A 2,205-nucleotide genomic window follows, 5' to 3' on the forward strand; every position below is an offset into this window, starting at 1 on the left:
TGCACGTAGCCTAAACCTGTCTAACGCCGTTGCGATTATTGCGTTTGAAGCTTGGCGCCAAATGGGTTTTGAAGGCGCAATGTAAACACACCAAAACGACAGAGACCAAAAAGGGCGCTGCATGCGCCCTTTTGCTTTTCTTACTGACTGAATCAGTTGAGCTTATTACGATCATCATCGTCTTTACGCTCATACTCACCTTCAAAGGTGTTACCGTCATCCGATTGAGAATGACGACGGAACGGGTCTTGCTCAGGTGAACCTTGATTTGAGAAGCCACCTTGGAAGCCGCCTCCATTCATGGTCTTCAACACTACCTTACCCATTAAGTATTTCGCAATCGCTGCCCGTGGTGCTGGCAACAACACCAACATACCTAATGTGTCTGTCATGAAACCTGGCGTTAATAACAACACACCAGCAACCGCCAGCATCACGCCTTCAAAAATCTGTTGAGCCGGAAGCTCACCTTGCTCTAGGCGACCTTGCACTGACATCAGTGTTTGTATGCCTTGGCTACGCACCAAAGATGCACCGACAAATGCCGTAATCAATACCAAAGCAATCGTCGGCCAAAGGCCCAAAAAGCCCCCCACCTGAATAAACAGGCCGATTTCTATGATAGGAACAAAAATAAACGCCAATAATAAGATAGGAAACACATGCCCTCCTTTGTCCAACTCAGTGTAATGGCAAAAGCCTACTAAGCTCAAACGAATCGTTGTAAAAAAGCGTGTTCATACTTGAGAAGAGACTCTGATTGAATATCACCCTTCCAGCAAAGAGCTACAAATAAAAAATTAGCCGTTGAAAAGTACAAATTTCGCACGCTTAGAGTCCGTGTTCATCATGGAAAAATGCCTACCTATAAAGGGTTATTAATACCCTATTCATACTTTGCAAATTATTGACGTATCAAAAGCAAAAAAGGTGATCAAGTTACTATTTTTATGCGCTAGGTGCAGTATGATGTTCCACATTAAGTCAGGACGGTTTTTCCAGCCAAAAACTCTGATGAATGGATTCTAGACTGCAGAAATGGCTAATAAATAACTTAAATATCAGAATTATTATCTAAGGATCCTGTTATGGCTACACTTTCTAAACAATCTGATGCTCCAAAGGCAGCACAGCAAGCCACTCGTATTGAAGAAGATCTATTAGGTCAGCGTCATGTCCCTGCTGATGCTTACTACGGCATTCACACACTTCGTGCTATTGAAAACTTTAACATTTCAAGCACGACCATCTCTGACGTACCTGAATTCGTACGCGGCATGGTTATGACCAAGAAAGCCGCTGCACTTGCAAACAAAGAGCTAGGTGCTATCCCAAAAGACGTTGCTAACTACATCCTTGAAGCGTGTGATTTGATCCTTGAAACAGGCAAGTGCATGGATCAGTTCCCTTCAGACGTATTCCAAGGCGGTGCAGGCACGTCAGTAAACATGAACACTAACGAGGTTATCGCGAACGTTGCACTCGAACTCATGGGCAAAGAAAAAGGCCAATATGAGTTCATTAACCCAAACGATCATGTAAACAAGAGCCAATCAACAAACTGTGCGTACCCAACGGGCTTTCGCATCGCGGTTTACAACAGTGTTCATCAACTAATGGAAGCGATCGAATACCTAAAAGGGGCGTTCGAGCTTAAAGCACAAGAATTTAAAGGCGTGCTGAAGATGGGACGTACTCAGCTTCAAGACGCCGTTCCTATGACGGTGGGTCAAGAATTCCACGCATGGGCAGTCACGCTAAACGAAGAAATTCGTGCACTCGATTACACCTCTAAGCTGCTACTAGAAATTAACCTAGGTGCAACCGCGATCGGTACTGGTCTCAACGCGCCTACAGGTTACCAAGCGCTGGCGGTGAAACACCTAGCGGAAGTCACTGGCGTTGAGGTAGTGGCAGCAGAAGACCTAATCGAAGCGACGTCTGACTGCGGCGCATACGTAATGACGCACGGCGCGCTAAAACGCCTAGCAGTGAAACTGTCCAAGATCTGTAATGACCTTCGTCTTCTTTCTTCTGGGCCACGCGCAGGTCTGAACGAGCTAAACCTACCAGAAATGCAAGCAGGCTCTTCAATCATGCCTGCCAAAGTAAACCCAGTTATTCCTGAAGTGGTCAACCAAGTTTGCTTTAAAGTTCTCGGTAACGACAATACGGTTTCTTTCGCAGCAGAGGGCGGTCAATTGC

2 protein-coding genes and 1 pseudogene are annotated in these 2,205 nt (G+C 45.6%); 2 read left to right on the forward strand and 1 reads right to left on the reverse strand.

Translation table 11 applies throughout. From position 1 onward, the window contains the following. Positions 1-85, forward strand: a pseudogene (locus AND4_RS19785) (tRNA (uridine(34)/cytosine(34)/5-carboxymethylaminomethyluridine(34)-2'-O)-methyltransferase TrmL); the annotation flags it as partial. 67 nt (positions 86-152) lie between these two features. Here AND4_RS19785 and AND4_RS18770 read toward each other — a convergent pair. Then, on the reverse strand, positions 153-662 hold the full coding sequence (locus tag AND4_RS18770; protein ID WP_009844569.1) for an FxsA family protein: 510 nt from the start codon (positions 660-662) through the stop codon (positions 153-155). Between the two features lie 426 nt (positions 663-1,088). On the opposite strand from AND4_RS18770, the gene AND4_RS18775 reads away from it, so the two are divergent. Next, positions 1,089-2,205: aspartate ammonia-lyase (locus AND4_RS18775; protein ID WP_009844570.1), on the forward strand; the 1,117-nt coding region annotated here is incomplete at its 3' end.

This window comes from Vibrio sp. AND4 (assembly GCF_000171815.1).
Lineage (GTDB): Bacteria > Pseudomonadota > Gammaproteobacteria > Enterobacterales > Vibrionaceae > Vibrio.